Below are 25,642 nucleotides of genomic sequence, written 5' to 3' on the forward strand. Positions count from 1 at the left end.
ACGTGTAATGAACAACAAAAACAAGGAGCGGATGAAAATGGGATGGCAAAAATTATGGACGCAAGTGGACCGCTACATGGCCGATCGTTTGGTCGCCGAAGATGAAGTGCTGAAGCGGATTCTGCAAAACAACAGAGAAGCCGGACTCCCCGAAATCGATGTAGCGCCTAACCAGGGTCAGCTGCTGCAGCTGCTCGTACGGATGCGGGGGGCTAAACGGATTCTGGAGATCGGCACGTTGGGAGGCTATAGCACGGTTTGGATGGCCCGGGCTCTTCCGGAAGACGGCGAACTGGTCACGCTGGAATATGATCCTCGCCATGCGGAGGTGGCGCAGCGGAATCTGGCCCTGGCGGGCGTAAACACTCAGGTAAAAATCCGGGTAGGGGCGGCGTTTGATGAGCTGGCGAAAATGGAGCAGGAGCAGGTCCGGGATTTTGACTTTATATTTATTGATGCCGATAAACCAAACAACCCGGGGTATCTGGAGTGGGCCCTGAAATTTTCGCATCCCGGCACGGTTATTATCGGGGACAATGTGGTGCGCAGCGGCGAGATTTTGAACCCGAACAGCGAAGATCCGCGGGTAAGAGGGGTGCAAACCTTTTTCGACATGCTGGCCGAAGAACCCCGAATCACCGCAACCGCGCTGCAAACCGTGGGGAGTAAAGGTTATGACGGGTTTATGATGGGGATTGTGAATGGATAAGCTTAAAACAACCGGATCCGTCATTATTCGAAGAAGGATTATCATATCGATTTGACTTAAGCTACAATAAGGGAAACCGGTAAACAGGAACAAGCAACAGACCAGCAAAATGGAACGCATAGGGAAAGGAAAACCGACTATGACTAACAGGCTTTATTACGATGATGCCGGATTACGGGAATGGACAACGACGATTACGGACAGGCAGGAGCGAGAAGGCGTTTATTACGTCCAACTGAAGGAGACGGTTTTTTATCCGGAGGGCGGCGGTCAGCCTTCGGATACCGGTTGGATGAACGGGATTCAGGTGCTTGAGGTGCAGGTAGATGAAAAGGAAATCGTCTGGCACCGGGTCGAAAGGTTTCCGGAGGAATCCGAGGTTCGCTGTGTTATTGATTGGGAGCGGCGGTTCGACCATATGCAGCAGCACAGCGGACAGCATTTGCTTTCCGCCGTCTGTTTGAGCCTGCACGGAGCGGCGACATTAAGTTTTCATATGGGGACTGATTATGCCACCATCGATGTGGAGGCTCCGGAATTGAGCCCGGCGCGACTGGAGGCGCTGGAGCAGGAGGTTAACCGGCATATTTATGCGGACCGGAAGATCACCGGTTATTTCGTCAGCCGGGAGGAAGCGGCTTCGCTGCCGCTCGTTAAACAGCCGAAGGTCACGAACAATATCCGGATCGTAGAAATCGACGGCATTGAATATAATGCCTGCGGCGGGACCCATGTTTCTTCGGCAGGCGCCATCGGCATGATCAAGCTGCTAAAAGCGGAGAAGCAAAAGGGACATACCCGGATTTACTTCAAATGCGGGAGCAGGGCGCTTAAGGAATTTAACGATAATCTGGTTATCCTGAACGCTTTGGCCGCCAAATTTAATACCGGCAAAGAGGAAATCCTGGGCCGCTTCGCCAAATGGGAGCAGGAACAGCAGGCACTGAAGCTGGAGCTCGCGGCCCTGAAGGAGCAGAACGACCAATATGCGGCCAAGGAACTGCTGCCGGCGGCTAACGAGGGCGTGATCGGGCATATTTTCGAGAAAAAAACGCTTAAGGACGCCCAAAACCTGGCCGTCAAGCTGGCGGCGGACAGCGGTCTTCCCGTCCTGTTCCTGACCGGCGGCGACAACAAGGTGGTGCTTGCGTACAACGGGAACGGGGAGTTCTCCTGCGGCGCTTTCTTTAAAACCCACCTGGCTGAATATGACGGCAAAGGCGGCGGAAGCGACAAGCTGGCTCAAGCCGGATTCGGCAGCCGGGGAGAGGCAGAGCGTTTTTATCAATTTGCTTTAAAAAAGGCAGCCGCTCAAAGCTGAATAACCCTAATTTCTGAATCCATCTATTTCTGAAGGAAACCTATTAAAGTTTATAAGAAGGATAGATGGCCCCCTCCCGGGAGGGACAGCAGCCGGAACCCAAGCACCAGCTTGGGTTCCGGCTTTTCCTTTTTTGAGGAAAGGGTTAGGCGGATTCCGGAGTCTTTTGGCCTTTTTTCCCGCAGGGTTCTATTGGCCCGGGCGCTGCCGAACAGGCGGACATATACTTCAGTACATTCCCTGCGAGAGGTGAAGAGATGAAAGACTCCTACACAAAGGTCTATAAATATAAAGTAGGCAAAAACCATTTTATTGTCATTAAAATCTACCAAAACGCGTTTGCCCGCACCCAAAACGGCAATGCGCTGGCCAGCAACGCGGTGAACGTCAAAATTTTTAAACCAGCCAAATCCAGGTCGGGAAAATAAGGCGCCTCTGCACGCTCCAGTCCCGGAGAGGGGGTGACAATGGCGATGAGAAAACGCACAGGCATCCGAAAGAAAAAAATCTCGGTCACCGTCAAGCAATCCTCGTCAGCCCGCACCGGGCAGGGCGGCAATCCGATTGCAATCAACGCTTCCGACGTCGGCGTGGTAAGAACGGATGTAACGAACCGGTAGCCTGGAATTTTGAGCACAAGGAAAAGAGGGTGTCCCCAAAATAACATGGGAACACCCTCTTTTTGTGCAGGAACCGGGCACTCAGTCAGGAAACGGCACTGGCACCTGTCAGGAAATTATGCGTCAGGAAACCGGATATTCGCTCAGGAATAAAGCCATCATCCGGTTGATGGCGCGTTCTCCGTCAACGCCAAGGCAGAAATCGATCGGCTGTCCGACATGTGGTTTGGCTCTCCGGTCGGTAACGACCATGCCAGCTACATGCTCACCTTCCGTTGCAATAAAAGCGTGCAGATTTTGGATCGTAACCAGGCTTGGATTTTCGGCGACCAGAACGGCCAGCAAATCGTGCATCGGGCAGGCGCCGATCAGGTGGTTCGCTTCCTGGTAGAACCGGAAATAATGCTCAAGGGAATCCCGGAGGAAAGACATCATCGGCTGCTTGCCGGCCGGCGCATGCTCCAGCAGGTATTCCAGCTGATGCCGGGTGAGCAGCGTCTGAAGCGTGACGTCAAGCCCGACAATGGTTAGAGGCATGCCGGACTGAAAAACAGCGGCCGCGGCTTTGGCGTCTCCGGCGAAATTGGCTTCGGCCACCGGGGATACGTTGCCGGGCACCAGGACATTGCCGCCCATAACGACAACCCGTTTGAACATGCCGGCAATGCCGGGATCAAGCTCAAGAGCCAGCGCCAGATTGGTCATGCGTGCCAGCGTAACCAGCGTAATTTCGCCGGGATATCTATGAGCCATGTTCACGATGTATTCGGCTGCCGACTGGCCGATCACCTGTTGGCCGGATGCGGGCAGCTCGGCGCCGCCGATGCCGTTGTGGCCGTGTACATGTTCGGAGAACCGGACTTCGGTTCGTGCTAACGGATGAGCGGCCCCTTTGGCGACGGGAATGTTATTTTCCAAGCCGGCTAATTTTAATAATCTTAACGTGTTGTCCGTGGCTTGCTCGACATCGATATTGCCGAAGCAGGTCGTGATGCCCTCAACTTGGATTTCGGGCGAAAGCAGGGCATATAGAAGCGCGATCGCGTCGTCGATGCCGGTGTCTGCATCCAGAATCATACGTTGCTTATTCATATGTATTTCCTCCAAATATAAACGAAAAATAAGATGTTATGCATGGGAAGGATCCCTGTCCTATTATCAGGGAAACGCCAGAAGAGGACAAGCCGTGTGCGGAAAAAGCTTAATAAAGCTTAATTGGGTAAGAAGCGATCTGTATTGAACGGCGCGGGTTGACAGGGGATTGCGGATATGGATAAAATGAACTTATGGATTTAGTAATTTAGTAAATAAGTAAATAAGTAAAATGTTTAACTGAGAATGTTCAAACCGAAAATGATCAGACGAGAAAATGATTAAACGAGCAGATCCCTAACTTAGTGAAAATAAATCGAAGGTGGCATTTACATGAAAATTCCTACCAGTCTTAAACATAAGCCGGTTATCGTCTCTGAAAATTATGAAAACGTGGACGGAAGATACGCCGGGGAAACCGATGCAAAAGGACTGTCCCTGGGCTTGGCCCAGTGGAATGACCGCGGCAAAGTGGATATTTCCGCCAAAGTCTGGCGGTACACGGGGGAGAAATGGTCGAGACAGTCCGAGGAGCTGCCGCTCCACCGGGTGCTTGACCTGGCGATTTTGGTGACGAGCAGCATGGCCCATTTTCGTGAAGCGTACCGGTATGAAGATTTATATGATCCGCAGAATCCCGTCATTGACCGCGTCGGCCTGCAGGGAGACGCCATGACGGTTGCGGTGGCTACGGACAACGACAAAATCAAGGAAGATATCAAACTGTTTAGTCAGGCGCTTAGCGATGACAGCGAGCTGATCGGCGAACGCCTGCGGACGCTTTCGGGTATTTTGAAAGATATGGGCTATTAATTTCGGAAGATATTTTTTATAACAGGGGAGGGGTTACTCGTGTCATTGGATAAACAGCGCAAGAAGGAACTGGCGTCCCAGTACAGCCAGACGTTTCGCAGAATGGGGATTTATCAAATTCGGAATACGGAGAACGGAAAAATACTGGTCGCTTCCGCGATGGATCTGGACGGCGCCCGCAACCGTCTGGCCTTTACCCAGCAGAACAACGTAAACAGCATGAGCGCGCTGCAGCAGGACTGGAACCGGTACGGCGGAGCAAGCTTTGTGTTCGAAGAGCTGGATGAGATCAAGCCGGATGAAGATTTTGCCGATGCCGCCGGCTTGCAGAAATACAAAGGGGAACTCGAAGCGCTGCTGGATATGTGGCTCGAGAAACTTCAGCCGTTCGGGGATCGAGGCTACAATAAACGTCCCAAATAAGGGAAAAGGATAAAATCGTTCTGCTCTGATAAGAGGGAGCGATTTTTTTTATAAAAGAGATATAATTTCCATTTTATGGGTTTGACTTGGAGTTCACTCCAACGGGTATGATGATCGTATAACCGAATTTCAAGCCAATAGCAAGGGAGGTTCGCCAAGTGTACGGGTTTGATCATAACCGTTCCTACACCATTGCCGAAATTGCCGAGCAGACCGGTCTTTCGCCGGATACGCTCCGGTATTACGAGAAAATCGGGCTGATTCTTCCGCCGGGACGCGGATACAGCGGGCAGCGCGAGTATAGTCCTATGGACTTAGGCAAAATCGTGTTTGTTACCCATCTTAGAAACACGCGGATGCCGCTCAAGAAGATTCAGGAATATATTGAAGCTTATAACGCACAGGATGAGGAAAAATGTTACGCCCTGCTGGACGAGCACCGGCAGACCGTCGAATCGGAAATCGAGGAATGGACGGCCACGCTGGATTTGCTGAAGTACAAGCTGGAGCATTTTCAAGAAGTTAAAGACGGTAAGTTATCGAAAGGAGCAGATCAACATGAACACAAATAACACGATTACGCCTCAGGAGCCGCTGAATACCGGTTTTGGACCGCGCACAACGGCGGAGGAGGCGCTTGGGGACGTCAATCTGGAAGGAAAGGTCGCCATCGTCACAGGCGGTTATTCCGGACTGGGTCTCGAAACCACGCGGGTATTGGCCGCTGCAGGCGCCAAGGTGATCGTGCCGGCGCGCACGCCTGAGAAAGCCAAAGCTGCCCTGGCTTCGATTCCCGGGGTTGAGCTGGAAACGGTGGATCTGATGGATCCGGCCTCGATTGACGCTTTTGCCGAGCGGTTTATCCGCTCCGGACGGCCTTTGCATATCCTGGTGAACAGCGCAGGCGTCATGGCTTCGGAGGAAGCTTATGACAGCCGCGGGTACGAGCAGCAATTTGTGGCGAACCACCTGGGGCACTTCCAATTAACGGCCCGGCTGTGGCCTGCGCTTAAAGCCGCTGGCGGAGCCAGAGTGGTGTCCGTATCCTCCAAAGGGCATCGGCGCGGCGGTATTGATTTTGACGATATGTTCTTTAAAAACAAACCTTACAGCAAGTGGGCGGCCTATGGGCAGGCCAAAACGGCTAACGCTTTGTTTGCGGTAGAGCTGGATCGCAGGGGCCAAAAGGAAGGGGTACGGGCATTTTCGGTGCATCCGGGCAGTATCCTTACGGGGCTGGCGCGTCACCTTTCCGAAGATGAGATGATGGCTATGGGGGCGATTAACGAGCAGGGCGAACGCGGGTATGCTGATTATGACAACGAGCGGAAAACGATTCCCGAAGGCGCGGCGACCATCGTCTGGTGCGCAGTGAGCCCGATGCTGGACGGAAAAGGCGGCGTTTATTGCGAAAACGTGGACATCGCCCGCCAGGTTGAACCCGGGAAAGAAAGCGAGCCGAATATGACCGGCGTCTGTTCCTGGGCGGTTGACCCGGAGGCCGCGGCCAAGCTTTGGACCGTCAGTGAGCAATTGACGGGCGTAAATTTTGAAATCTAGGCTTAACAAACCAACCCGGTGCAAGCAGGGTTACAGAAAAGGCGTCTCCGTTAATCGGGGATGCTTTTTCTTATTGATTTCCTCATAATATTAAAGGAATAGCGATAAAATTTTACATAAGTCATGATTTCCCTAAATTTTGAGGCGATAAAATAGTTTGTACTCATTCGTAAACATGGAGGTAATCTGGTGAACAACTTTTTAAATATTGCCCACAGGGGAGCATCCGGCTATTGTCCGGAAAATACGATGGCCGCGTTCAAGCGTGCTATTGAGCTTGGCGCAAACGGCATCGAAACCGATGTGCAAATGACGGCTGACGGTCATCTGGTGCTTATTCATGACGAAGGACTGCAAAGAACCGCCGGTTCGTCCAAGCTGGTCAAAGACGTGACTTTGGAAGAGCTCCGCACTTTGGATGCAGGCTCCTGGTTTGATCCTTCTTTTGCCGGTGAACGGGTGCCGACGCTGCGCGAGCTGTTGGAATTGGTGCTTCCCACTTCCGTACAAGTGAATATTGAACTGAAGAACGGGATTGTGCCTTATCCGGGACTTGAAGAAGCCGTCATCCGGGAAGTCCGCGAACTCGGTTTAAGCGACCGGATTATTATTTCCAGCTTTAATCATTATTCGTTGGTCAAATGCAAAGAGCTGGCACCGGAAATCCGGACAGGCGTATTATATATGGAAGGTTTATACGAGCCTTGGAAATATGCGGCCGGTTTGGGGGCGAATGCGCTGCATCCTCACTACTATGCCGTTCTGCCTGAATGGGTAGCGGCTGCAGCGGAACAGAACATCGCTTATCATCCTTTTACGGTAAATAAGGAAGAAGACATGAAGCGGCTGCTGGAAGCCGGCGTTACGGCCATCATTACCGATTATCCCGATAAGCTGGGCAGTCTGCTGCAGGTGAAGAACAAGTAACAGCACTCGGGAAAATAGGCCAAATGCGCGTTTGTATGAAAAAAACCCTCTTTGCTGCAGGTCAGCAAGGAGGGTTTTTTTGCTCCAGAATCAGCCTGTTTTAATTTCCCGGTTTGCCCGTCTCGTTTCGATAGCTTCCTCGTAATCCTGAATCAGGCCGTCAAAGATGCTTTCCCAGGATTGGCGGAGCGCATGTTTGCGCGCTTCACGTCCCATATCGGCAAGCAGGGAAGGCAGCGCTGCGAGCCTGCTAATCTCTTCGGCCAAAACATCGGCGCGTCGCGGCTCTACCAGGCTGCCAGTAACTTCCGGCATGACGAGGTCTTTGACCCCGCCTGCATTCACGCCGATAACGGGCAGCCCTGAAGCCATCGCTTCCAGGACGACGTTCCCGAACGTTTCCGTGCTGGACGGAAACACAAACAGGTCGGCGGAGGCGTACAGCTCCGCCAGTTCCTCCCCGTGTTTGTACCCGGTGAAGGTAACGTTGTCCGGGACCTGGCTCCTTAGCTCGGGCAGCATCGGCCCGTCGCCGACCACCAGCAAATGCACCTGCGAGCGGACGTTGTCCGGCAGCAGCTGCATGGCCTGGGCCAAGGTGGTGATATCCTTCTCCGGCGCGATCCGGCCGACGAACAGCAGCAGCAGAGGGGCGGTGATCCCGTAACGTTCCTTGACGCTGTCGGTGCTGCGTGCATCCGGAGTATAGAACGTACAGTCCACTCCGCGGGACCAAAGACGAAGACGTTGAAATCCCTGCATGCGAAGCGTATTTATCGTTTCCTGGGAGGGGGCAAAGGTGGCGTCGCAGGACTGGTGAAACCACCTCATGTATCTCCAGTACAGGGGAACGATTTTCTGCAGGCGGTAATATTCGAGATACCGGTCGAAGTGAGTATGGTAAGAGATGACATGAGGCAGGTTATGGCTGTGGGCATAACGAAGCCCGCATAACCCGAGATTAAACGGAGTCGCCATATGCAGCAGATCAGGCTGGAAATCGCTGAGCTGTTTGCGGATGGCCGGCAGATTAGGCAGAGCCAGGCGGCATTCCGGATAGAGCAGGAAGGGGATGCTCGCAATCGGGCGGATCGAACCGGCATATTGTTCCTCCGGAGCCGATTTCGGGGTAAACAAGAGGTGTTCGATGCCTCTGCGTTCCAAATGTTTGGTCAGCCGATTGAGCGTCAGAGCAACACCGTTCGTCTGCGGGAAAAAGGTGTCCGTAAACAAGGCTAATCGCATGGATAACCTCCTCACTACTCGTATTCCCCTTATCTTAATCGTCAAATATTCAGCACAGATCAAATGGATGTTAAGGCAATAAAAATCCCTTTAAATTCATGGAAAAGGAATACTGCGTTTACTTCAAGCATATGCGCCTGATCTCCAGGCTAGAGCAGCTTGAAAGATTTTGAATTATTCTGAATGAATATGATTGATTTTGACTGATTTTATGGTATGATAAAAGCAGTTGGAGGTATGGATATGCTGACAGAAGAACGATATAACCTAATTTTACAGCGCTTACATGAGCAGGGGATCGTAAAGCTTCAGGAGCTGGTGGATCTAATAGGCGCTTCGGAATCCACGATCCGCCGGGATTTGGTTGATTTGGAAAGCAGGCGGCTGCTCAAGCGGGTTCATGGGGGAGCCAGCTTGCCCGGAGAGAAAGGCAAAGAACCGGGCATTGAAGAGAAAACGTTCAAAAACGTTCAGGAAAAAGCCTCCATCGCCCGAATGGCAGCCCAGCAGCTGCAGGACGGAGAATGCATCTATCTGGACGCGGGAACGACGACTTTGGCGATGATTCCTTTTATTGAAGCCCAGGACATCACGGTTGTTACGAACGGCCTGTCCCATGTGGAGGCCTTGGTGAGCAAACAGATTCGCAGCTATTTGTTAGGCGGAATGATGAAAACGCATACGAAAGCGGTGATCGGCAGCATTGCGCTCCAAAATATCGAAAATTTCCGGTTTGATAAATGTTTTCTTGGCACAAACGGGGTAGATCCGGTGATGGGGTATACGACGCCGGATCCTGAAGAGGCTTTGATCAAACGCAGGGCCCATGAATTGTCCGGCCAAACTTTTGTGCTGGCGGATGCCAGCAAATTTGGCGAAATCACTTTTGCCAAACTGTTTGACCTGGAGGAAGCCGAACTGATTACCGACAGGGTGCCGGAACGCTGGAGAACCTCCATAACGCAGAAAACCAACATAATTGAGGGATAACCATGATATATACGGTAACGCTGAATCCTTCCATCGATTTTATCGTGGAAGTGGAAGATTTCAAGCTGAGCGGCTTGAACAGGATGACAAGGGATTTGAAGCTGCCCGGCGGCAAAGGCATCAACGTCTCGCGGGTGCTGAACCGGCTTGGGACGGACAATACGGCAGTCGGTTTTATCGGCGGCTTTACGGGACGCTACGTAGAGGATTGCCTGAAAGCCGAATCCATTCGGACCGGTTTTGTCCAGGTACAAGAGGATACCCGGATCAACATCAAGCTGAAGCATGGGGAAGAGACGGAGATCAACGGACTTGGACCCGCCATCCGTGATGAGGATGCCTTGCAGCTGCTTCGGCAATTTGATGAGCTGAACGAAGGCGACGTATTGGTGCTGTCGGGGAGTGTGCCTCCTTCACTGGGAGAAGATTTTTACGACCGGTTGATCGGGGTCTGCCGGCGGAAGGGCGCGGAATTCGTCATTGATACCACGGGTGAAGCTTTAAGAAACGCCCTGAAGCATAAGCCGCTCCTCATCAAACCCAATCACCACGAATTGGCTGAGCTGTTTGGCGTTACGCTGAAGGACAAAAAAGAAGTTGCCGCTTACGGCCGCAAGCTGCTCGAGCTCGGAGCGCGGCACGTTCTTGTTTCCATGGCAGGAGACGGCGCTTTGCTGCTTACAGAAACAGAGGCCTATGAAGCCAACGTGCCGGCTGGCCGGGTACGAAACTCCGTTGGCGCAGGGGATTCCATGATCGCCGGATTTATCAGCGCATGGACCGAAGGAGAAGGTTTGCTGGAAGCTTTCCGGACAGGAGTGGCTGCCGGCAGCGCAACCGCCTTTTCCGATGATCTGGCCACAGGGGAATATATCCGCGAATTACGTTCGCAAGTCCATATTACGAAATGGAATTAACGGGTGCAGGGAAACCGATATCAGCTAGGGGGAAAAAGTCATGAAAATCACGGACCTGATGATTAAAGAAACGATGATTATGAGTCTGAAGGCGGTTACGAAAGAAGAGGCAATCGACGAGTTAATTGGCAGTCTGGCCGCGCATGGACGGATCAACGATCCGGTTTTGTTCAAGGAAATGATTTTGAAACGGGAAGAGGAGGCCAGCACCGGCATTGGCGGAGGCATTGCGATGCCTCATGCCAAAACGAGGGCGGTCAACGAAGCGACGGTTGTTTTTGCCAAAAGCGAAAATGGAGTCGATTACGATACGCTGGACGGAGAGCCTGCAACGCTCTTTTTTATGATTGCCGTGCCGGAGGGTGCAGGAAACGTACATTTGCAGACGTTAGCTTCGCTTTCCAAGCTGCTGATTGACAGCGGTTTCATCGAACAGCTGCAGGCCGCTTCCACACCGGACGAAGTAGTGGCTTTGTTTGACGGGAAACAGCAGGAAGAAGCCGAATCTCAAAACAATGCTCAAAACGATGCTCCAAAATCCGGGCAGTCTGGAGCGAATGCCGGCGGCGTGTCATCCAAAGCCAAAACCGGGCAAAGCGCTGCCCTGTCTGACGAATCCGATGATTTTGTAGTGGCCGTGACGGCTTGTCCTACGGGCATTGCCCATACTTATATGGCCGAAGATGCTTTGAAGAAAAAAGCGGCCGAGCTCGGCGTGCAGATCCGCGTGGAAACCAACGGCTCGGAAGGCGCCAAAAACGTGCTGACCGCCGAGGAAATCCGCCGGGCTAAAGGCGTTATTATCGCCGCCGACAAGCAGGTTGAAATGAGCCGCTTCGACGGCAAGCCGCTGCTGCAAAGACCGGTAAGCGACGGAATCCGCAAACCACAGGAGCTCATTGAACGAGCGGTGCGGGGGGATGCGCCGGTTTATCGCGGCACCGGAGCCAAAGCCGGGCAAAACGCCGATTCCGGCCAAGGCAAAACGAGCGTCGGCAGCAAAATTTACAAAGATTTGATGAACGGGATTTCCCACATGCTGCCGTTTGTGGTCGGGGGCGGTATTTTGATCGCCGTTTCGTTCCTGTTTGAACAGATGGGTGGAGCGGACAATCCGATTTACAAGCTGCTGATGGCCATTGGCGGAGACGGGGCATTCCACTTCCTGATTCCGATCCTGGCCGGCTTTATTGCGATGAGCATTGGCGACCGTCCGGCTCTGATGCCCGGCATGGTCGGCGGCCTGATGGCGGTCAACTCGAATTCCGGTTTTCTCGGCGGCCTGGCGGCAGGTTTCCTGGCCGGTTACATCGTTATCGGACTGCGCAAAGTATTTGCCGGATTACCGAAAACGCTGGACGGTCTGAAGCCGATCCTCCTGTATCCGGTCGTTGGCCTGCTGATTACTGGCGTAATCATGTATTACATTTTTGATCCCGTCTTCAGCACCATCAACGATTGGGTGGTTTCCGGTCTGAATAACCTGGGCACCGGCAATGCCGTATTGCTTGGCCTCGTTCTCGGCGGCATGATGTCCATCGATATGGGCGGTCCTTTCAATAAAGCGGCTTATACCTTTGCTATCGGCGTGTTTACTTCAAGCGGCAACACCAACGGTACGATGATGGCAGCCGTTATGGCAGGCGGCATGGTTCCCCCTCTCGCCATTGCGCTTACAACAACATTGTTCAAACGCAAATTTACGGAAGACGAGCGAAAATCCGGCATTACCAACTACGTGCTCGGCTTGTCCTTCATTACGGAAGGGGCTATCCCGTTTGCGGCGGCCGATCCGCTGCGTGTGCTTACTTCCTGCATCCTGGGTTCCGCAGTGGCCGGCGGCCTGACCCAGCTTTGGCACATCAACATTCCGGCTCCGCACGGCGGCATTTTTGTAGCAGCTTTGGCGAACCACGCCTTGTTGTTCCTGCTGGCGGTGGTCATTGGAGCCGTCTTGTCCGGCCTTATTCTCGGCATTTGGAAAAAAGCTCTGGAGCCCCGGCGGAACCAGGCTCTATAAGGGGGCAAAAAGAAAAACCGGCAGCCATCGCTGCCGGTTTTTGTAGGATGTCACCAGATCGGCTCGGCATACAGGTTGATCAGATTGCTGCCGCATGCCTTGCCGGTGTCATAGGAGCGATTGCCCAGCACAAGCGCCAGATTGCCGAGATGCCGCGACGCTTCGAAGGCCGTGGAGGCATGGATGAAATCGGCCAGCGTGAGGAAAACCTGACGTCCTTCCTCCAGTGCTTGCTCCCAAAGGTCCCACACGCTTTCTTCGCGGATTTCTGAATAGATAGCCGAATGGCGCCAAGGCTTACGCTTCAGATTTAAATAATCCAGCTCGAGTTCTTCTTCGCTCAGCGGCTGGTAAAACAGCTTTTTAATCTGGCCCTGCGCGATGGCCTTTTTCCAGCCCTTCGGGTCATAAAGGCATTTATGGGCGATCCTCATATCCCGGTAGGCCTCCTGCCAGCTTTCCGGACTGAGATGCGAGACTTCGGGAAACCAGGTGATGGCGGTCTGATGCAAAATATCATGGATGGGCTCGGGGATCCGCGATCCAACGTCAATTTCTTTGGAGGTATCGGTGTTCCAGGTGTCGATCCCCCACCAGGCTTTCATAAATACGGTATCCAAAGCGACCTCGAAACGCTGATGATTGCGCTGCTTATAGCCCGCTTTCCAGTTGATATAAGGGTGCAGGTTCCGGTCCAGCAGATGGTGCGTCAGAAAGCCGAGGAAATAGATTTGTACCGCTTCCCTTTCGGCCGCAGGAAGAGAGCGGGTACGCTGCCAAAATTCGATCAGAACCGGCCCGCAGCTGCGCCTGTGGATAAGATCCCCGAGTTTTACGGCATCGCTGCTTCCCTGCCAGGGGAGAAAACGGTGATAAAGCAGAAAATCCGGCCCCTGACAGCCGAGCTGATACAAAACGCGGTTTTCTTCCAGCCTGCGGAGAAAAGGCAGATCGCTTTTGAACTCCTCCGCCAGCTTTCTTCCGAATTCAATATGCATCCAAATATTTGGCATGGGAACTCCTCCTGCTCAAGATTAACTCCAGCATAATTCTCTCATGTTAAAAGAACGTGAAGAGAGTTCGGCTTTCTTGTTAAAGTGGAAACCCGCATATATCGCCCGAACGGCGCATATGCATTACGGAATATTGTTGCTTAAGGGAGGGACGGACGAAAATGGAAATGCAGGGGATGGCGGGGAAATTTCCGCCTCGGCAAAATCCGGTTGTGCAGCCCGCTTACGTGAATCATATGCCTGCTGTTTATTCCCAGGTTGTTCCCGTAGCCGGCATTCCTCAGCCGACTGCTTATCATACGCCGCTCGAGCCGGTATTTGTGCAGCACTTAAGCCGTCACCAAGGCCAGCGAATGGCTTTGGTAACGACCGTAGGACGGATAGAAGGAACGCTTGCCGGCGTGGCGGTCGATCATGTGCAAATGAATGTGGAGGACCGTTCCCTGCATATCCGCATCTCCCAGATCGTTTATTTTGAAGGCCCGCCCGTGCCGTACGGGTAAGTCGATTTTTCACTTCCGCCGACGTTTTGCCTTCGGGCAAAACGTTTTTTTTTTGTAAATCTTTTATTTACCCGGGACTTTGTACTCAAAATTTAACGCTGCGTTTACAAAACTAAATAAAGAAATTAGCAAATTTAGTCGATATTTAAGAAGTCTACTTTTGGCTGGAGAAGATTTCTAGTCCACCGGAAGTTATTTTCTGGTCCGAATAGACTCACACAGAGAAAGATTAAAAAGGATAGAACCGCTTCCGGCGGCCAGCTGTCCATGGAGGGGAAACCATGCGCAACCTGCGTAACTTGCTTGATCGCTTGCTTAAATTTCTTAATGTACGTGATTTGAAGATCCGTAACAAGCTGCTGATTCTAAACCTGACCTCGATTGTTTTTTTGCTGCTGATCGGCGGAATTAGCTACTACTATGTGAATCTTACGGTGGGCAACTCCAAAGCGCTTTATGAGCAAAATTTAATGAAGGTTAAAAAGATCAATGAAATGAAAGCCAATTTCACTACGGCCATGAACGATATTTTAGGGTTGATCCTTACGGACGACGAAAACCTGAACCATGATCTGAACAAAAACTATGACGATATGAACAAGGCTAACCAGACGCTCCTGCAGGACTTTGGGAAGCTGATTAACGGCGGCAAGGAGCAGTCCGAATACAAAGAATTAAGCGAGCAGGTCCAAAAGCTGGTCAAGGATTCGGATCAGGTGATCGCGCTGGGACTGGCCAACAAAAAAGACGAAGCTTATCAGGCCTACGTGAATCAAATCATGCCGACAAAGGCGGCCGCTGAAAAATCCATCGACGCCTTGACAAAAATTACGGACGATAATTCAAAACAGCGGAACGACGAAAATCTGCAGGCGGGATTAACGGCTAAAACCGTGAGTATTGCCGGCGTGGTATTGGCGGCTTTGCTGCTGGCTTTTATCGCTTGGACGCTTGTAAGACTGATCACGAATCCGCTGTTTGACCTCCAGAAAATGATGGAGAAAGCCGCGAACGGTGATTTGACTGTAAAAGGCGAAGATCAGTACAAGGATGAGCCAGGCAGACTGACGGCGTCCTTTAACCAGATGGTGGAATCGCTGAGATCGCTGGTGCTGCAGGTGAACGAAAAAGCTTCCGCTTTGGCGGCCAGCTCCGAGCAGCTGACGGCGGCTTCCGAGCAAAGCGCCAGTGCAACCGAGCATATTTCCAAACAAATGCAGAAAATCAGCGACGGAACGGACCAGCAGGCCCGCGGAGCCGAGGAAGTCAGTCGGACGATGCAGGAGATGACGACAGGCATCGGACGGATTGCCGAATCGGCGGGCGAGCTGGTAGAAACCTCGAGACATTCGGAAAATAATGCGCGGACCGGTTATCAATATGTGGCCCAGGCCGTTCAGGAGATGGAGCAAATTCACCAGTCGATCGTGCAGCTGGCCGGAGCGGTAGAGGACCTGAACCGAAAGTCCGAAAACATCGGCGACATCTCCAACACGATCAATGATATTGCCTCCCAGACAAGCCTGCTGTCGCTGAACGCCGCTATCGAAGCGGCTCGTGCGGGCGAGGAAGGAAGAGGTTTTGCAGTGGTGGCCGCGGAAGTTAAAAAGCTTGCCGAGCAAACCGGCCAATCGGCCGGAACCGTTTCCTCGCTCATTGGCGAAATCCAAAAAGACACGGCCAAGCTGTTCCAGACCATGGAGACAAGCAAGGCGTACGCGCAGAACGGACAAGCCACCATGCTGGATGTAGGGAAAAACTTTGACGGCATCCTGCAAAATATCCGCGAGCTGTCTGCGCAGCTCCAGGACGTGTCCGCGGTAACGGAGGAAATGTCCGCGGCGTCCGAAGAAGTGCTGGCTTCGGCCGAAACCTCGGCAGAGATCGCGGACAACGCGAAGGAGCTGACGCAAAGCGCGGCGGCAGCGTCCCAGCAGCAGCTGGCCTCCGTACAGGAAGTCAGCGGCTCCGCAGGTCATTTAAGCGGTTTGGCGCAGGAACTGCAGGCCTCCATAGAGCGCTTTAAAGTTTAAGAGAATATGAAGGCCCTTGAGAATATGAAGGGCCTTGAAAATCCCCCCATCCCTTGGGGGGATTTTATTGTTTGCTTAACAAGAGAAGAGGAGGAGCCTTGCCGAAAAGGGCGGCTGCCGATATATAATAGGGCTATGAAGATCGGAAGGAGGCGGGGAATTGACCTTACAGCAGTTAAAATACGTCATAGAAATCGCCACTCGCGGATCGATGAACGAAGCGGCGAAACGGTTGTTTATTACGCAGCCCAGCTTGTCGAATGCCATCAAAGATCTGGAGGAAGAGCTCCGGATAACGATATTTGAACGGACGAACAAAGGCATCATTTTATCCAAAGACGGCGTAGAGTTTTTAAGTTATGCCCGCCAGGTTGTTGAGCAGGCCGAGCTGCTGGAAGGACGTTATTTGAACGCCAAACCATCGCCGCAGCATTTTTCGGTTTCTGCCCAGCATTACGCTTTTGCGGTCAACGCTTTCGTCAAGCTGGTACAGGAGCATGGTCACGAAGAATACGAGCTCGCCCTGCGGGAAACCAAAACCTACGAAATTATCGAAGACGTCAAAACGCTGCGCAGCGAGATCGGAATTTTGTATCTGAACGAGTTTAACGCGAAGGTAATCAACAAGCTGATGAAGGATGCGGGACTGGTGTTCACCAGCCTGTTCATCGCCCGTCCGCACATCTTTATCAGCGTTAAGAACCCGCTTGCCCGCCAGTCCATCGTACAGATCGAGCAGCTGCAGGATTACCCGTACCTGTCTTTCGATCAGGGGGAATATAATTCGTTTCATTTCTCGGAGGAAATTTTAAGCACTTTGTCCCATAAAAAAAGCATCCGGGTGAACGACCGCGCCACCCTGTTCAACCTGCTGATCGGGCTCAACGGCTATACGATTTCAACCGGAGTACTCAGCGCGGAGTTAAACGGGAGCGATATTATCGCCGTGCCGCTGGCTTCGGAGGAGACGATCAACGTCGGCTGGATCCGGCATAAAGATGCGGCCTTGTCCAAGCTGGGCATCGCGTACGTGGAAGCGCTGAAAGAATTTGTGCCTTTATGAGCCATTCATCTTAGAAAAGGGTTCCTAATGACGATTTGACAGCCTCCGTTTGAGGATGTTAGCATCTTTGGCAGATTAGGAAATGGAGAAACGGAGGGATCATCATGGGAAAAATCGTAGCGGTACGCCCGCTGGAGGAAGCTTTTCGCAAGGCTATTCAGGAAGCCGCTCCCGGCTGGGAGCTGATTGACGGCAGCGATCCGGACAAGCTGGCTGAACATTTGCCGTCCGCGGAGGTGCTGCTAGGCTGGAGAAGCAATGCGGCCGATGTGCTCTTGCGTGAAGGGACTCCCTTAAAATGGGTTCAGAACTGGGGAGCCGGCGTAGAACAACTGCCCCTGGAGCGTTTCAGGGAACTTGGCATTACGTTAACAAATGCGAGCGGCGTTCACCCGTATCCTATATCGGAACATATTTTTGCCATGCTGCTGTCTTTGACCCGCCGCGTCCATATGGCCATCCGCAATCAGGCAAGCCGTACCTGGGCATTATCCGAAGAGGGGATGGACGAAGCCCATGGACGGACGATAGGCATTCTTGGTGTAGGATCCATTGGCTCGGAGACGGCCAGGCTGGCCAAAGCGTTTCATATGACCGTTTTGGGTCTGCGGAATTCGGACAAACCGGATGAATGGGTGGACCGGATGTATACGCCCGACCGCCTGAATGAGCTGCTGGCAGAATGTGATTTCGTGGTGAACTGTCTTCCTTATACGAAGGATACGGAGAAAATTATGGGCAAAGCCCAATTTGAAGCCATGAAACCCGGAGCTTTCTATATCAATATCGGCAGAGGCGCTACGACGGATACGCCGGCTTTGGTGGAGGCGCTGAAAAACGGCACGATTGCCGGAGCGGGTCTGGACGTGTTCGAGGAAGAACCGCTTCCGCAGGATCACCCGCTTTGGGACCTGGAGCAGGTCATTCTGACGCCGCACAATGCGGGCAACTCTCCTCGGTACAATGAAAGGCTGGTCGGGATTTTTACCGACAATTTGCGTTTGTATGCGCAAGGTCAGGCGCCAAGCGTAAACGTAGTGGATCTAATACGCCAATACTGAAAGACCGGATTCCTGCCAGTCTATCCGTTATTCTCGAGGTCAAGAACGTCCGGGCTGCCGGGCGTTTTTGTTTTTTTGCAAGAAGCTCCTTTATAATGGAAGGAGCATCTAAAACATCCTTATTTCTCCCACGGCCCCAAAGGAGCCGAATTTAAAGGAGGGGCACGCGAAGTGACGCAGGTGGGGCTGATCCGACATGGCAGCACGTTATGGAATAAAACAGGCAGGGTGCAGGGCTTAACCGACAACCCTCTGGACGAAGACGGAAAAAGGGAAGCGAAGCTGCTTGGGAAGTGGCTGAGCGGCCAGAAATGGGACCGGATTTATACCAGCGATTTGGTCCGTGCCCGGGAAACGGCCGAGATCATTGCCGCAGAGCAGGGAATTCGCAAAATTGAAATCGATCCCCGTCTGCGGGAAATGAATGCCGGACAAATCGAAGGAACAACCGAAGAGGAGCGCCGCAGCAAGTGGGGCCCGGGCTGGAAGGAGCTGGAGCTCGGTCTGGAAGCGCCGGATCTGGGCATGGAACGCGGGGCGGCCTGCATCACCGAAATTGCGGACCGGCACGAAGGCGAACGGATTCTGATGGTCAGCCACGGTGTCCTGCTCTACCATAGTCTCCGAAAGCTGGTCCCGGGCTTGTCCGATAAAATGAACCTTGGCAACACGGCTTTTACCGTGCTTTCCCGCGAAGACGGCGTTTGGAGCTGCGACTTGTATAACGGGACTAAACATTTAACGGAGCTCTGATGGAAGGACAAGGCCGCCAGGGTCAAGCGGCCGCCCCTTGGTCCGCTTTATGAAAAATGCCGCACGCAAAAAAACTTCCCCGTAGGCCGCCGGAAGACGGCAAACAGGGAAGTTCGATATGGATTAAACTTAACCGATTTTGCGGTTTTCAAGCAGATGCAGCTTGTCCCGCATGGCCAGGTGAAAATAAATGCTGTTCATCAGCTCCGGGTTATGAAGATTTTCGGCTTCACGAATCCGGCGGAGTTTCACTTGGTCCGAACTGCATAGAAATTCAGTCATCCACAAACTTAAATTGGTTTCGTGTCTCATACCAAGTCCTCCTTCAGCTTCTTGTAGTGCCTTCATGTCTCTATTATATCCAAAAGATATTAATATATTATTAATTTTCCATAAATAATTGATATTTTTATTTCGTACTGGTGTTTTTTCTGAGAATTAGTTATAATAAAAAGTATCGTAAAAGTTACGAAATAATTTCAACAGTAAAGGTGATCAGAGTGAAACAACAAATTCACCCTAAATTCCAACAGGTGATTTTCTTTGACGCAAGTGCAAACTACAAATTCCTGAGCGCATCCACTAAATCTTCCAACGAAACTATGGAATGGGAAGACGGCAACACTTATCCCGTCATCCGCGTGGATACCAGCTCCGCATCCCACCCATTCTTCACAGGCAGACAACGTAACAATGACGTTGGCGGCCGTGTAGACCGTTTCAACAAGAAATACAACCTGAACAGCAAATAAGTTGTTCAACGCAAAAGGCATTTGCCGAACCGAAAGGTGCGGCGGATGTCTTTTTTATTTGGCCATTTTTATTTGGCTGAGTATATAAATTGCCCGGCAGCTTGTCAAACCTTTCAACCAGCTTCATTCGGTTTAATAGGACTGTAACCAAAACGCGGGTTCGCCCGTTACATGGGTAAGGTCAATACCTGAAAAACGAGCTTTGCCATGATCAAGGAGGGGTTATGAGGACCAAATCCGAACTTCATTATCCGGGGAAATGGATAGTTATTTTTGCGTTAGCCGTGGTTACTCTGTTATGCCTCAAATGGATTTATGACCTCCAGCTGGCATCGGGCCGCAGGCCTTATTTGTTTATCTTCTGGAACATGTTTCTGGCTTGGCTTCCGGTGGGTTTCATGCTGCTGATGGATTGGGCTTTGCTGCTGCAGCCCGGACGGTTCAGGCGGATGTGCCTGGCGGGTTTCGGTTTGCTGTGGCTAGGGTTTTATCCGAATTCGGCTTATATGGTAACGGATCTGCTGCATGTCTTCGTGAATTATCCGGTGGATCCGGCCGAGCGGTTCTGGCTGGAGCTGCCGTTCTGGAAACATATATCCGCTTTGTTCCTTACGGCCGCGCTGGGTCTGCTGCTGGGTTCGTTTACGCTGATGTCCTTCCACGGCGAGATCCGGAGAAAATTTGGCGCGGCGGCAGGCTGGCTGTTTTCCTTAGGCATTCTGGGGCTCAGCAGCTTCGGCATCTATATGGGCCGTTTTGTACGCTGGAACACCTGGGACTTATGGGAGAACCCGCGCATGATCCGCAAGGATCTGGTCGATTTGCTGACCGATGTTTCCCAAAGGTCCTTTGCGGCTGAGTTTTGCTTCCGGATGTTTGCGCTCACGGCCGGTGTCTATTTCGTATTGTATTTTATCGGTTCCGTCCAAGGGGGCAGGAAGAGCTAAGCCTTCCGGCTTTCTCTTCCGCTTTGCGTTCCACTTCCCCCATTTGCCTCCCGCTTTCGCTGGCGTCTCTGGAAAAAGGTGTGTTATATTTTGAACAGAACTTGTTCACCTAAAAAAACAGGCAAAGGATGAAATCCAATGATTAAACACATCGTTTTGTTTAAATTGAAAGACAATTCCCCGGAAAGCGTGGACAAAACGTACGCCGTCCTGAACGGGATGAAGGGCAAGGTCGAGCAGCTGGTTGATCTGCACATCGGCAGAAATACGGTGGATACGCCACGTTCCTATGATCTTTCTTTAGAGGCGACTTTTCGTACGCTGGAGGACCTTCAGGGTTATCAGGTGCATCCGGAGCATAAAAAAGTCATCGAGCATATTTCTGAAGTTCGCGAGTCACAAGCCGTGGTGGACTACGAATTTTAAGAACTGACATCAGAAGTGCCGAACTCAATGAGGGGGAACGAACATGTATTATGTCAACCGGGACCAGATTGATTTGCGGCTGAAGGTGCTGCCCGAAATTCTTGACGTGCTCGGCAGGTCGGGCGAGTTGTCCGGACAGGACGTGCTCCGACGTTATGCGGAAGAAAGGGCTTTGCATCTGGCGCTGGAGGTTGTGACGGACGTAGGCAGTTATTTGATCGATGGTTTCATTATGCGCGATGCCAGCAGCTACGAGGATATTCTCGACATCATCTACGATGAGCAGGTGATCGGGGATGGGCTTGTCGGCATCCTGAAAGAGCTGGTGAGACTGCGGAAACCGCTGGTCCAGGAATATTATGGCCCTGTCTCCGAGCGTCAAATCGATACGGCCCGGCTGTCGGCGGCTTTAACGGATTTCTCGGCGCAGGTACAGCGTTATCTGGAACGGGAGCTTGCTCATTAAAATAATTTTCTATCCTTTGTGACCGGTCAAGCCCATGCTGCTTATAATGAACTAAACATTAGGCATTCGCCCGGAAACGGATGGGGCGCGGCCGCAAAGGAGAGATGAATCATGGGCAAAGCAGGCAAAAGCTTTCTTTGGGGAACTTTGATCGGAACGGTGGCCGGTTCGGTAACGGCGCTTCTGTTTGCGCCGAAGCCGGGCAAGGAACTTCGCCAGGACATCGCGGAAGGTGCGCGCGCCGCAGCTGAGAAAACCCACGCGGCAGCGGAAAAAGTTGGCGAGCACAGTACCGAGCTTTATTCCCGGGTCAAAACGGCTGCCGGACATCTCGTACAGGATGTCCAATCCCGTTTCGGCAAAGACAACGAAGCCGAGGAAGAAGCGGTTGTTTCCTCTTTTGAAGAAGAAGCCGATTTTTCCGAGGAAGAAATCTTCGAAGAGCTGGATGAAGAGCAGGCTGCCGATATTTCCTTGAAATAACGGCAGGGACGTTTTTTCTGCAGGGCCTCCGGAAGGAGGCCTTTTTTGAGCGATCGAAAGGATTGGAATCCCGGATTTCCCGAACAAAACCCTGAGGGAGCCGCCGGGCAAGAAGTCGATCCAGAGCTTTCCGGCGAAGGGACAGGGGACTCAGGGTAGCCGCAGGTACGCTTTGAACGTTCCCGGCATAAAGTAACGATGAGCATTTTTAAACCTTAAGATAAAGGAAGCGGTATGTTCGTGCAGCAAGCCATCGCCATATTGGATTCAGGAGTGGGCGGATTAACGGTCGTTAAGGAAGTGATGCGCCAGCTGCCCCGGGAAAAAATCATTTATTTTGGAGATACGGCCCGGGCCCCTTACGGCCCGCGTACTCCCGAACAGGTCCGCTTGTTTACGGAACAAATTGTAGATTTTTTGATTCAATTCAATCCGAAAATGGTCGTGATCGCCTGCAATACGGCCACGGCGGCTGCGCTTGATTTTATTTCGGAGAAGCTGCCGATTCCGGTGATCGGCGTGATTCATCCCGGAGCGAGGGCTGCCATCAGCGCTACAAAAACGGGCCGCGTCGGCGTCATCGGAACGGTGGGAACGATCCAAAGCGGAGCTTATACGATTGCCTTAAAAGAGCTGTCGCCTTATATCGAGGTGGTCAGCGATGCTTGTCCGGACCTGGTTCCGCTGGTGGAGCAGGGGGAGTTCGAAACCTCCCGCACCCGGGAAGCCGTCTGCCGTTCTCTGTCCTGGATCAAGCAGTACGAAATGGACTGCCTGATCCTCGGCTGCACGCATTACCCGTTTCTCCGGAAGGCAATCGGGGAAGTCATGGGGCCCGGTGTAAAGCTGATCAGCTCCGCCGATGAAACGGCCAGGGAGATCAGCACCGTGCTGTATCAGAAAGGCCAGCTGGCCAGGGGCGTGGAGACGCCCGTACACCAGTTTTTTTGCAGCGGGGATGAAATCATGTTTAGGCGGATCGCGAAGGAATGGCTGGGCGAGGAAATCCGGCTGACGCCGATTGTGTGGCATGTCGGGCGCATGGCGGAGGACGAGGCTGAAGAGAACGTTTGGCTGCACAAGGCCAAGTGGTAGGAGGTTATGCAGGCCATGCTTTGTTGGATGACCGGCTTTTTGCGGCCGCGGGCTGCGGGAAGCCGGTTTTTGCCGGCACGGCTTTTTTTCGGTACTTTTCAGCACCCATAAACTATTGTTTAGCAGCTTGCTGCAGTCCATAGCCGTTTATCGGGCAGCCGATTCCCGTCAATGGAAGGTCATCAAAGCTGTCGGCTGGAATTCATGAAAGCGTTTACTTTTAGGGGCATATCGGACAACAGGACTGTCATAAAGTGTACCAAACAGGTGGAGGTGTTCTGATTATGATGCCGTATTACGGGGACAACCCGGAACGTATTGTGCATATTGCGGACCGGAAATTCAGTTATGCCGATTTTTGCCGGCAATGCGGACAGCTGCAGGGCCGGTATTCCGTGCTTAAATTTGCTTCCATTGGCCACAGCGTGCTGGGCAAACCGATTTGGTGCGTCCGGATTGGAAAAGGCTCGCGCCACATCCATGTCAACGCGGCCGTTCATGCAAACGAATGGATCACTTCGGCGCTCCTGCTCCGATTTCTGGAGGATTATGCAGCGGAGCTGGAAGGGGAAAAGGACTCCGGTAGTGGTACCGGGTATCAGAAGGCCGAGAGCTGGTACAGCAATTACACGTTATGGGCGGTTCCGATGGTTAATCCCGACGGGGTGGACCTTTCCCAAAACGGCGCGGTCCACTGCGGGGTCTACCAGGCCAGGCTGCTGGAATGGAACGGCCAATCCGCCGATTTCTCGCGGTGGAAAGCGAATATCAGGGGAGTGGACCTGAACGACCAGTTTCCGGCTTTTTGGGAAGAGGAGCGAGAGCGAAGAGAGGTAACCGGTCCGGCACCGCAGGATTACAGCGGCCCATCGCCGCTGAGCGAGCCGGAAGCGACGGCTTTGGCCGTGCTGACGAGAGGGGTGCCGTTCGAACGTGTATTATCCCTCCACAGTCAAGGCAAAGAAATCTACTGGAACTACAGGGATTTGGAGCCCGCGGAGTCGGAAGGCATGGCGGAATGCCTGGCTGAAGCTGGCGGCTATCGGGCGGTAAAGCTTGGAGGCAGCGACGCCGGTTATAAGGACTGGTTCATTCAGGAGTTCCGTCGTCCCGGATTTACGGTCGAGGTGGGCGAAGGCGTTAATCCGCTTCCGGCTGAGGACTTTGAAGACATTTACAAGGATGTTTATGCCATTCTGGCGGAAGCATTATCGCTTTAGCTTTTCGATTCCCGGGAAATGGGGTATCCTTACTGCAAAGGAGGGATAACCATGAAGTGGAGAAAAATCTGGTCGATCCGGCGGTGGGCCCATGTATTCAGAAAGCTGCCGGGTCTGCTTTTTTCATCCCGCGTGCCATGGTCGGACAAGCTCCTGCTGCTCGTTCCCGCTGCTCTTTATTGGGTGCTGCCCGACGTGCTTCCCTTTGTCCCGATTGACGATATGGCGGTAACCCTGCTGCTGATGAACTGGTTTGTGGACCGGGTCGAGCGAAAAAATCCTAGCTTGCGTTAAGTTAAGCGTCAGCCCTCTATACCTGGGATGAATATGGAAGGAACACAAGCATTCGGCTTCCGGCGGGAGGAGAGGTTGTCCTTGCGCTGCCGGGCGTGATTCTTTACAATAGGAATGTTAGTTCAATTTGTATACTACGTTAACGGAAATTCAAACGAGACAGGAGCGATTGGAATGAGCGTCAAAATTACCCGCAATGCGGCCAAAGTGATAAAGAAAGAACTAGATAAAGAAGAGAACAAGGACAAAGGACTTGCGCTGAAAGTGTTCGTCACGCACGCGCACGGAGATCACGCGCACTACGGTTTGGATTTGGTGAAGCCTTCCGAGTCCGACAATGTGGTATCTACCGATAAAGAAATCGATGTTATAATCGACCTTAGCGACCCGTTCCTGAACGGCGTAAAGATTGACTACCTTTATTTTCCTGAAGAAGGTTTTGTCATTACCAACCCGTCTCAAGGCAACCACGGCGATCATTGATCGATTGGAAGTTGAGGAGAAATCATGGCTAACGACATTCGCGTATGCGATAAATGCAAGTTTACCCGGATCAAAACGATTGTGCCCAAGCTGCAAAAGATGGCTCCCGACGCCGAAATCAAAGTCGGCTGCAAATCCTACTGCGGGCCTTGCGGCAAACGTGCTTTTGTTTATATCAACGGACGTTACGTCAGTGCTCCGACCGAAGAAGAAGTGCTGGCAAAGGTAGAACCCTTCATCAAGAAACCCGTGCAGTCCTAACGGTTCATTAAAAATAACAAGGCACCCCTCAATGAACTGTACCCTTTGTCAAGGACACTTGTAAAAAAAGGGACTTGTGGTTTTAAGCCGCAGATAAAAGATGATTCCTGTACTGTACAGGAGTCATCTTTTTACGTCCCCATTGATATCTG

31 protein-coding genes are annotated in these 25,642 nt (G+C 52.3%); 27 read left to right on the forward strand and 4 right to left on the reverse strand.

Features of this window, described 5'->3' with window-relative positions; all coding sequences use genetic code 11:
- Positions 1–37: 37 nt before the first annotated feature.
- The 4 genes from AC3ZPD_RS18790 to AC3ZPD_RS18805 all read left to right on the forward strand — a co-directional run bounded on the left by AC3ZPD_RS18790 (position 38) and on the right by AC3ZPD_RS18805 (position 2,650).
- On the forward strand, positions 38–709 hold the full coding sequence (locus tag AC3ZPD_RS18790; RefSeq protein WP_490985807.1) for an O-methyltransferase: 672 nt from the start codon (positions 38–40) through the stop codon (positions 707–709).
- Between the two features lie 139 nt (positions 710–848).
- The gene (locus tag AC3ZPD_RS18795; RefSeq protein ID WP_490985808.1) at positions 849–2,030 is read left to right on the forward strand and encodes an alanyl-tRNA editing protein; all 1,182 of its coding nucleotides are present in this window, start codon (positions 849–851) and stop codon (positions 2,028–2,030) included.
- 257 nt (positions 2,031–2,287) lie between these two features.
- A complete protein-coding gene (locus AC3ZPD_RS18800; RefSeq protein WP_490985809.1) occupies positions 2,288–2,458 on the forward strand; it encodes a hypothetical protein in 171 nt (56 codons plus the stop codon).
- A gap of 45 nt (positions 2,459–2,503) precedes the next feature.
- Entirely contained in the window at positions 2,504–2,650 is a 147-nt protein-coding gene (locus AC3ZPD_RS18805) for a hypothetical protein (protein WP_174704622.1), read from the forward strand.
- A gap of 123 nt (positions 2,651–2,773) precedes the next feature.
- Here AC3ZPD_RS18805 and AC3ZPD_RS18810 read toward each other — a convergent pair whose 3' ends face one another.
- Complete coding sequence (locus AC3ZPD_RS18810; protein ID WP_490985810.1) at positions 2,774–3,742, reverse strand: nucleoside hydrolase; 969 nt, start codon at positions 3,740–3,742, stop codon at positions 2,774–2,776.
- A 333-nt stretch (positions 3,743–4,075) separates the two neighbouring features.
- On the opposite strand from AC3ZPD_RS18810, the gene AC3ZPD_RS18815 reads away from it, so the two are divergent.
- The 5 genes from AC3ZPD_RS18815 to AC3ZPD_RS18835 all read left to right on the forward strand — a co-directional run bounded on the left by AC3ZPD_RS18815 (position 4,076) and on the right by AC3ZPD_RS18835 (position 7,465).
- Entirely contained in the window at positions 4,076–4,555 is a 480-nt protein-coding gene (locus tag AC3ZPD_RS18815) for a DUF6530 family protein (protein ID WP_490985811.1), read from the forward strand.
- Between the two features lie 39 nt (positions 4,556–4,594).
- Positions 4,595–4,978, forward strand: a complete 384-nt coding sequence (locus AC3ZPD_RS18820) for a GIY-YIG nuclease family protein (RefSeq protein ID WP_490985812.1) — start codon at positions 4,595–4,597, stop codon at positions 4,976–4,978.
- A gap of 158 nt (positions 4,979–5,136) precedes the next feature.
- Entirely contained in the window at positions 5,137–5,550 is a 414-nt protein-coding gene (locus tag AC3ZPD_RS18825) for a MerR family transcriptional regulator (protein WP_490985813.1), read from the forward strand.
- Positions 5,537–6,538 carry an oxidoreductase gene (locus AC3ZPD_RS18830; protein ID WP_490985814.1) on the forward strand — a complete coding sequence of 334 codons (1,002 nt, stop codon included), beginning with the start codon at positions 5,537–5,539 and terminating at the stop codon, positions 6,536–6,538. Before AC3ZPD_RS18825 ends, AC3ZPD_RS18830 begins: the two co-directional genes overlap by 14 nt.
- Positions 6,539–6,727: 189 nt before the next feature.
- Positions 6,728–7,465: a glycerophosphodiester phosphodiesterase gene (locus AC3ZPD_RS18835; protein ID WP_490985815.1), complete on the forward strand. Its 738-nt coding sequence runs from the start codon at positions 6,728–6,730 to the stop codon at positions 7,463–7,465.
- 90 nt (positions 7,466–7,555) lie between these two features.
- On the opposite strand, the gene AC3ZPD_RS18840 is transcribed toward AC3ZPD_RS18835, so the two are convergent.
- Positions 7,556–8,710, reverse strand: coding sequence for a glycosyltransferase family 4 protein (locus AC3ZPD_RS18840; protein WP_490985816.1), 1,155 nt, complete (start codon positions 8,708–8,710; stop codon positions 7,556–7,558).
- A gap of 243 nt (positions 8,711–8,953) precedes the next feature.
- On the opposite strand from AC3ZPD_RS18840, the gene AC3ZPD_RS18845 reads away from it, so the two are divergent.
- From AC3ZPD_RS18845 to AC3ZPD_RS18855, 3 genes are read left to right on the forward strand one after another with little or no spacing between them, the layout of a single operon-like run.
- Positions 8,954–9,700, forward strand: a complete 747-nt coding sequence (locus tag AC3ZPD_RS18845) for a DeoR/GlpR family DNA-binding transcription regulator (protein WP_490985817.1) — start codon at positions 8,954–8,956, stop codon at positions 9,698–9,700.
- A gap of 2 nt (positions 9,701–9,702) precedes the next feature.
- Positions 9,703–10,617: a 1-phosphofructokinase gene (gene pfkB / locus AC3ZPD_RS18850; RefSeq protein ID WP_490985818.1), complete on the forward strand. Its 915-nt coding sequence runs from the start codon at positions 9,703–9,705 to the stop codon at positions 10,615–10,617.
- Positions 10,618–10,657: 40 nt separating this feature from the next.
- A complete protein-coding gene (locus AC3ZPD_RS18855) occupies positions 10,658–12,637 on the forward strand; it encodes a PTS fructose transporter subunit IIABC (RefSeq protein ID WP_490985819.1) in 1,980 nt (659 codons plus the stop codon).
- A gap of 50 nt (positions 12,638–12,687) precedes the next feature.
- Here AC3ZPD_RS18855 and AC3ZPD_RS18860 read toward each other — a convergent pair whose 3' ends face one another.
- Positions 12,688–13,650, reverse strand: a complete 963-nt coding sequence (locus AC3ZPD_RS18860; protein WP_490985820.1) for a zinc dependent phospholipase C family protein — start codon at positions 13,648–13,650, stop codon at positions 12,688–12,690.
- A 161-nt stretch (positions 13,651–13,811) separates the two neighbouring features.
- On the opposite strand from AC3ZPD_RS18860, the gene AC3ZPD_RS18865 reads away from it, so the two are divergent.
- The 5 genes from AC3ZPD_RS18865 to AC3ZPD_RS18885 all read left to right on the forward strand — a co-directional run bounded on the left by AC3ZPD_RS18865 (position 13,812) and on the right by AC3ZPD_RS18885 (position 19,063).
- Positions 13,812–14,153, forward strand: a complete 342-nt coding sequence (locus AC3ZPD_RS18865; RefSeq protein WP_490985821.1) for a DUF2642 domain-containing protein — start codon at positions 13,812–13,814, stop codon at positions 14,151–14,153.
- 281 nt (positions 14,154–14,434) lie between these two features.
- A complete protein-coding gene (locus AC3ZPD_RS18870; RefSeq protein WP_490985822.1) occupies positions 14,435–16,186 on the forward strand; it encodes a methyl-accepting chemotaxis protein in 1,752 nt (583 codons plus the stop codon).
- Between the two features lie 160 nt (positions 16,187–16,346).
- On the forward strand, positions 16,347–17,249 hold the full coding sequence (locus tag AC3ZPD_RS18875) for a LysR family transcriptional regulator (protein WP_490985823.1): 903 nt from the start codon (positions 16,347–16,349) through the stop codon (positions 17,247–17,249).
- Positions 17,250–17,353: 104 nt separating this feature from the next.
- The gene (locus AC3ZPD_RS18880) at positions 17,354–18,310 is read left to right on the forward strand and encodes a D-2-hydroxyacid dehydrogenase (protein WP_490985824.1); all 957 of its coding nucleotides are present in this window, start codon (positions 17,354–17,356) and stop codon (positions 18,308–18,310) included.
- Between the two features lie 171 nt (positions 18,311–18,481).
- On the forward strand, positions 18,482–19,063 hold the full coding sequence (locus tag AC3ZPD_RS18885; RefSeq protein ID WP_490985825.1) for a histidine phosphatase family protein: 582 nt from the start codon (positions 18,482–18,484) through the stop codon (positions 19,061–19,063).
- A gap of 129 nt (positions 19,064–19,192) precedes the next feature.
- Here AC3ZPD_RS18885 and AC3ZPD_RS18890 read toward each other — a convergent pair whose 3' ends face one another.
- On the reverse strand, positions 19,193–19,375 hold the full coding sequence (locus AC3ZPD_RS18890) for a hypothetical protein (protein WP_490985826.1): 183 nt from the start codon (positions 19,373–19,375) through the stop codon (positions 19,193–19,195).
- A 188-nt stretch (positions 19,376–19,563) separates the two neighbouring features.
- On the opposite strand from AC3ZPD_RS18890, the gene AC3ZPD_RS18895 reads away from it, so the two are divergent.
- From AC3ZPD_RS18895 to AC3ZPD_RS18940, 10 genes are all read left to right on the forward strand, one after another.
- Complete coding sequence (locus AC3ZPD_RS18895; protein WP_490985827.1) at positions 19,564–19,815, forward strand: type B 50S ribosomal protein L31; 252 nt, start codon at positions 19,564–19,566, stop codon at positions 19,813–19,815.
- Positions 19,816–20,039: 224 nt separating this feature from the next.
- Complete coding sequence (locus AC3ZPD_RS18900) at positions 20,040–20,762, forward strand: DUF1361 domain-containing protein (protein WP_490985828.1); 723 nt, start codon at positions 20,040–20,042, stop codon at positions 20,760–20,762.
- A 138-nt stretch (positions 20,763–20,900) separates the two neighbouring features.
- Positions 20,901–21,188: a Dabb family protein gene (locus tag AC3ZPD_RS18905; RefSeq protein ID WP_490985829.1), complete on the forward strand. Its 288-nt coding sequence runs from the start codon at positions 20,901–20,903 to the stop codon at positions 21,186–21,188.
- Between the two features lie 43 nt (positions 21,189–21,231).
- Entirely contained in the window at positions 21,232–21,654 is a 423-nt protein-coding gene (locus AC3ZPD_RS18910) for a DUF86 domain-containing protein (RefSeq protein WP_490985830.1), read from the forward strand.
- A 111-nt stretch (positions 21,655–21,765) separates the two neighbouring features.
- The gene (locus AC3ZPD_RS18915) at positions 21,766–22,137 is read left to right on the forward strand and encodes a YtxH domain-containing protein (RefSeq protein WP_490985831.1); all 372 of its coding nucleotides are present in this window, start codon (positions 21,766–21,768) and stop codon (positions 22,135–22,137) included.
- A gap of 234 nt (positions 22,138–22,371) precedes the next feature.
- Positions 22,372–23,232: a glutamate racemase gene (racE, locus tag AC3ZPD_RS18920; protein ID WP_490985832.1), complete on the forward strand. Its 861-nt coding sequence runs from the start codon at positions 22,372–22,374 to the stop codon at positions 23,230–23,232.
- Between the two features lie 284 nt (positions 23,233–23,516).
- Positions 23,517–24,452 carry a M14 family metallopeptidase gene (locus tag AC3ZPD_RS18925; RefSeq protein ID WP_490985833.1) on the forward strand — a complete coding sequence of 312 codons (936 nt, stop codon included), beginning with the start codon at positions 23,517–23,519 and terminating at the stop codon, positions 24,450–24,452.
- Positions 24,453–24,503: 51 nt separating this feature from the next.
- Positions 24,504–24,746, forward strand: a complete 243-nt coding sequence (locus AC3ZPD_RS18930; protein ID WP_490985834.1) for a hypothetical protein — start codon at positions 24,504–24,506, stop codon at positions 24,744–24,746.
- Positions 24,747–24,920: 174 nt separating this feature from the next.
- Positions 24,921–25,229 (forward strand): HesB/IscA family protein, encoded by a 309-nt coding sequence (locus AC3ZPD_RS18935; protein WP_490985835.1) that lies wholly within the window; start codon positions 24,921–24,923, stop codon positions 25,227–25,229.
- A gap of 24 nt (positions 25,230–25,253) precedes the next feature.
- Positions 25,254–25,490: a YuzB family protein gene (locus AC3ZPD_RS18940; RefSeq protein WP_490985836.1), complete on the forward strand. Its 237-nt coding sequence runs from the start codon at positions 25,254–25,256 to the stop codon at positions 25,488–25,490.
- The last annotated feature ends 152 nt before the right edge of the window (positions 25,491–25,642 follow it).

This window comes from Paenibacillus mobilis (assembly GCF_058267595.1).